The organism is Campylobacter showae CC57C, from assembly GCF_000344295.2.
GTDB lineage: Bacteria > Campylobacterota > Campylobacteria > Campylobacterales > Campylobacteraceae > Campylobacter_A > Campylobacter_A showae_B.
In genome coordinates this window covers 1-5193 of record NZ_AOTD01000009.1, presented here as the reverse complement: position 1 = coordinate 5193, position 5193 = coordinate 1, and the positions used below count along the sequence as shown (strand labels likewise).

Sequence of the window (5193 nt, the reverse complement as noted above, 5' to 3'; positions counted from 1 at the left end):
AAATTAAATGGAGATTTTGTAAAATTTGGGGATTTTTAGGCTCGCAAGGCTCGTTTTTCGGCGAGCAAGCGAGGATCAAAATTTGCAAAGGCGGGCTTTAGAGCGGCTTAAATTTACGCGCTCGGCAGCGGTTGAGGCCGGTAAATTTAACGCGCAAAAGCTAAAAGTATGAAAATAACCTTTCTGGGCGCCCTAAAGTGACCGGAAAATCTAGCACAAGGAGCTAAACATGGTAAAAATCGCGATCAACGGTTTTGGACGTATCGGCAGGTGCGCTGCTCGTATTATTTTAGAGCGAGACGACGTTGAGCTTGTCGCTATCAACGACACGGCGACGCGCGACATGACGCGCTATCTGCTCAAATACGACAGCGTGCACGGCGAATTTAAGCAAGACGTTAAGGTGATAAGCGACGATTTTATAGAAGTAAACGGCAAAAAAATAAGAGTTTTTTCAACAAGAGATCTAAACGAGCTTAGCTACGCTGACTACGGCACAGACGTGGTTTTGGAGTGCACGGGCAAATTTTTAACCACCGAAAAGTGCGAGCCCTATCTAGCTCGCGGCGTCAAAAAAGTCGTCATGAGCGCTCCGGCAAAAGACGACACGGCGACCTTTGTAGTGGGCGTAAACGACGATAAATACGCAGGCGAAGCGATCGTCTCAAACGCAAGCTGCACCACAAACGGCCTAGCGCCCGTCGCAAAAGTAATAAATGATAAATTTGGCATCGTAAAAGGGCTCATGACCACAATCCACGCCTACACAAACGGCCAAAGCCTGGTTGACGTAAAGGCCAAAGACTTCCGCCGTTCGCGCGCTGCAGCCCTAAATATCGGGCCTACGACCACCGGAGCTGCAAAAGCTATCGCGAAAGTACTTCCGGAGCTAAACGGCAAGATGCACGGTCAGGCAGTGCGCGTACCGGTCGCAAACGTCTCAATGGTCGATCTAACGGCGGTTTTAAAAAGACCGGGTAGCAAAGATGAGATAAACGAGGCGTTTAGAGCGGCTGCGGAGTCAAATTTAAAGGGGATTTTATTCGTCGATGACGATTATAGAGTTAGCAGTGACTTTTGCACGAGCGCATATAGCAGCATCGTAGCGAGCGACACGACGCAGGTCATCGCCGATGATATGGTAAAGGTCTTTGCGTGGTACGACAACGAGTGGGGCTACTCGACAAGACTCGTGGATCTTGCTAAGATCGTGGCTACGAAGTAAATTTAAAGGGTGAAAAATGAGTGAAATTTTATCGATCAACGATCTTGAGCTTAGTGGCGCGAAGGTATTTGTTAGGTGCGATTTTAACGTACCTATGGACGAGTTTTTAAATATCACCGACGACCGTCGTATCCGCTCAGCGATACCAACTATCCGCTACTGCCTAGATAACGGCTGCAGTGTGGTTTTGGCTAGTCACCTTGGACGCCCTAAAAACGGCTTTGAGGAGAAATTTTCGCTGCGAGGCGTGGCAAAGAGGCTTTCGAGGCTACTTGATAGAGACGTGATTTTTGCCGAGGATGTCATCGGAGCGGACGCCAAAGCTAAAGCCGCTGCATTGAAGCCTGGCGAAATTTTACTTCTTGAAAATTTGCGCTTTGAAAAGGGCGAGACCAAAAACGACGAGGCGCTAGCCGGTGAGCTCGCTAAATACGGCGAATTTTACATAAACGACGCGTTTGGCGTCTGCCACAGGGCGCACAGCTCGGTCGAGGCGATCACTAAATTTTACGACGAAAAGCACAAAGCGGCGGGATTTTTTTTGCAAAAAAAGATAAATTTTTCCCAAAATCTCATCAAGCATCCTGCGCGCCCGTTCGTGGCGGTCGTGGGCGGTAGTAAGGTTAGCGGCAAGCTACAAGCCCTGCACAACCTGCTTCCGCGCGTAGATAAGCTGATAATTGGCGGCGGCATGGCGTTTACGTTTTTAAAATCTCTCGGCGAGAATATCGGAAACTCGTTGCTAGAAGAGGATCTCATCGAGGACGCACGCGAAATTTTGCGCAAAGGCAGGGAGCTTGGCGTTAAAATTTACCTGCCCGTAGACGTCGTCGCGGCTCAGACCTTTTCAGCCGAAAGCGCCGTGAAATTCGTCCCCGCTCAAGAGATCCCAAGCGGCTGGATGGGGCTAGATATCGGGCCGGCGTCGATAAGGCTCTTTAAAGAGGTCATCGCCGACGCGCAAACCATCTGGTGGAACGGGCCGATGGGCGTTTTTGAGATGGATAAATTTAGCAAGGGCAGCATCAAGATGAGCCACGCCATCATCGACACTCACGCGACTACGGTCGTTGGCGGCGGCGATACGGCCGACGTGGTCGAGCGCGCTGGAGACGCCGACGAGATGACCTTTATCTCTACTGGCGGCGGCGCGAGTCTGGAGCTTATCGAGGGCAAGGAGCTACCCGGCATAAAACCGCTTAGAAAGGCTGCGGAGTGAGGTTTTTAGCAAATTTAAAGTGCAATCACACGAGAGCGAGCTTTGCTAAATACGCTGAAATTTTGGACGCAAATTTAAGCGCAAAAGACGACGTCACGGTGTTTCCGCCCTTTAGCGCGCTTGATCTTGCGGCTCATAAATTTAAACTCGGCGCTCAAAATTTCTACCCGTGCGAAAGCGGCGCTCACACCGGCGAGATCGGCAAGGCGATGCTGGACGAATTTGGCGTAAAAAGCGTGCTGATAGGGCATTCCGAACGGCGCGAGCTGGGCGAGAGCGAGGAGCTTTTGCGCGCTAAATTCGATTTTGCCGTAAAGGCTGGCTGGCAGATCATCTACTGCATCGGCGAAAATTTGAGCGTGAACGAAGCTGGGCGCACGAAGGAGTTTTTGGCTAAGCAGCTAAAAAATATCGGCCTTGGCTACGAGCGCTTGCTGATCGCCTACGAGCCAATTTGGGCGATAGGCACGGGCAAGAGCGCGAACGCGGAGCAGATAGAGGAGATATTAAATTTCATCCGTGAGCAAACGAGTGCGCCGCTGCTTTACGGAGGCAGCGTGAATGCCGCAAATATCGGCGGGATTGCGGGGATCAAAAACTGCGATGGAGTACTAGTAGGTACGGCGAGCTGGGACGCCTCAAAGTTTTTAGAGCTTATACGCGTTGTCTCGTGAGCGTCTTTTAATGAGTTTGAAATTTTAAGTCGGCGATAGGCTACATGCCTAGTCTTGACTTAAAATTTCTACACAACATTAAAATCCATCTCACGATACTGCCGCTATTAAATTTGGCGTTTTGTCGAATTTTGTAAATTTATAAATTTCAAATTGCGCAGGATTTTGAGATGATTTTTGGGGCTTTGCAGTTAAAATTTTGCGTAGGCTAGACGGATGGTCTGTCGAGCAAAATTTTAACAAAATCGCCAAAAAGCGCTCAAAAACCAAGCAAATTTTAAAGGAGAAATAATGATTTTAAAAGGCAAAAAGGGCCTCATCGTCGGCGTCGCTAACGCCAAATCTATCGCTTACGGCATCGCCGAAGCTTGTTACGCGCAGGGTGCGCAGATGGCGTTTACCTACCTAAACGACGCGCTAAAAAAACGCGTAGAGCCGATTGCAGAGGAGTTTGGCAGTAAATTCGTCTATGAGCTTGACGTAAACAACCAAGCTCATTTAGACGGCCTTGCGGATCGCATTAAAGCGGATCTTGGCGAGATAGATTTCGTCGTGCACGCAGTGGCCTATGCGCCAAAAGAAGCACTAGAGGGCGAGTTTGTAAACACGAGCAAAGAAGCCTTTGATATCGCGATGGGTACGAGCGTGTATTCGCTACTGAGCCTCACGCGCGCGGTGCTGCCGGTGCTAAAAGAGGGCGGCTCTGTGCTAACTCTTACATATCTTGGCGGACCAAAGTTCGTGCCTCACTACAACGTCATGGGCGTCGCAAAAGCAGCACTTGAAAGCTCGGTGCGCTATCTCGCTCACGATCTTGGCGCGCGAGGTATCCGCGTAAACGCCATCAGCGCGGGCCCAATCAAAACGCTTGCGGCAAGCGGAATAGGCGACTTTAGGATGATTTTACGTTACAACGAAGTAAATAGCCCGCTAAAACGTAACGTCACGACGCATGACGTCGGTAATAGCGCTATGTATCTGCTTAGCGACCTAGCTAGCGGCGTGACCGGCGAGGTGCACTACGTCGACTGCGGCTACAACATCATGGGCATGGGCGACGTGGCCACCGACGCCGAGGGTAACACGATCCTAGCTTGGGACGCAAAATAATCTACTAATATAAATTTGGCGGGGCGACTCGCCAAATTCTTCTTTTAAATTTTATCAAATTTAAGCAAAAAGACGCACGATGAGAGCTTTAGGCGAGCTTATAAACACAAATGAGCCGGGCTGGACACTAATAGAAGAGTGGCTAAAAGAGGCCAAAAATGGCTATGAGATTTTACCGCGTGACGAGGATAGGGCGCAAAGCGAGCTTTTGGGGCTTTAGGTCACTACACGCTCGCCGATGGGAGCGCTTGTTTATGACTGCAGCAGCATCGTGATTGAGGGCGGTTGACTGCACGTGCTTGGTTCTGGCTGCGAGCGGATGAATCGCGGGATTTACAGCTTTAGCCTTGGCAAAAGCTAGTGAGGCAGGCCAGATGCCTAGCTATTTGCTCGTGGCGGATGATGTTTTGGGTGGATTTTTCGCGATAAACGGCGGCACATTTTTGGCAAAGCCGGCAACATCTTTTACTATGCGCCAGATAGCGGCGAATGAGAGGATACGCAGCTTGACTACTCGCAGTTTTTGTACTGGACGCTTTGCGGTGATATCTAAATTTTACGAGCTTTACCGCTGGGATGGCTGGCGCGAGGATGTGAGTAAATTTAGCCTTGATAAGGTGATGTTTGCCTTGCCGCCGATACTTTGGCAAGATGCTGACGTAAAACTAAGGCTAAAACAGATGAAAAAAGACGGCATGGACATAGACGAGTACTTTACTTCTATTTTTAACGGCGGCGAGTAAATTTTTAAATTTTATGGAAATAAAATAAAGGCCGTTGCGGCTCGTTAGCCTTACTGCGCGCACCTGTCGGCTGCTAAAATTTGCCGCTCAACTAAATAAATTTTAACAAATATCTTAAAATAACCTGAGAGACGCGATACATAAAGAAGTAAAATTAACGTCACTAAACAGCTTTTATCAAGATATTATTTTCGGTATTATGTAGCATTCGCACAAAAAAGT

Annotated in this window: 6 protein-coding genes; all 6 read left to right on the top strand. The window is 49.1% G+C overall.

Annotation, left to right across the window (positions count from 1 at the left end; genetic code table 11):
* Positions 1–229: 229 nt before the first annotated feature.
* The 6 genes from gap (at position 230) to H740_RS12350 (ending at position 4971) form a co-directional block, all read left to right on the top strand.
* On the top strand, positions 230–1225 hold the full coding sequence (gene gap / locus H740_RS00655) for a type I glyceraldehyde-3-phosphate dehydrogenase (RefSeq protein ID WP_002950321.1): 996 nt from the start codon (positions 230–232) through the stop codon (positions 1223–1225).
* A gap of 16 nt (positions 1226–1241) precedes the next feature.
* Positions 1242–2444: a phosphoglycerate kinase gene (locus H740_RS00650; RefSeq protein WP_002950319.1), complete on the top strand. Its 1203-nt coding sequence runs from the start codon at positions 1242–1244 to the stop codon at positions 2442–2444.
* Positions 2441–3118, top strand: coding sequence for a triose-phosphate isomerase (locus tag H740_RS00645; protein WP_002950318.1), 678 nt, complete (start codon positions 2441–2443; stop codon positions 3116–3118). The genes H740_RS00650 and H740_RS00645 overlap by 4 nt, the downstream gene beginning before the upstream one ends.
* A 291-nt stretch (positions 3119–3409) precedes the next feature.
* Complete coding sequence (gene fabI / locus H740_RS00640; RefSeq protein ID WP_002950316.1) at positions 3410–4228, top strand: enoyl-ACP reductase FabI; 819 nt, start codon at positions 3410–3412, stop codon at positions 4226–4228.
* A gap of 79 nt (positions 4229–4307) precedes the next feature.
* On the top strand, positions 4308–4448 hold the full coding sequence (locus H740_RS12355) for a DUF2625 family protein (RefSeq protein WP_269430602.1): 141 nt from the start codon (positions 4308–4310) through the stop codon (positions 4446–4448).
* A gap of 154 nt (positions 4449–4602) precedes the next feature.
* The gene (locus tag H740_RS12350) at positions 4603–4971 is read left to right on the top strand and encodes a DUF2625 family protein (RefSeq protein WP_082420089.1); all 369 of its coding nucleotides are present in this window, start codon (positions 4603–4605) and stop codon (positions 4969–4971) included.
* The last annotated feature ends 222 nt before the right edge of the window (positions 4972–5193 follow it).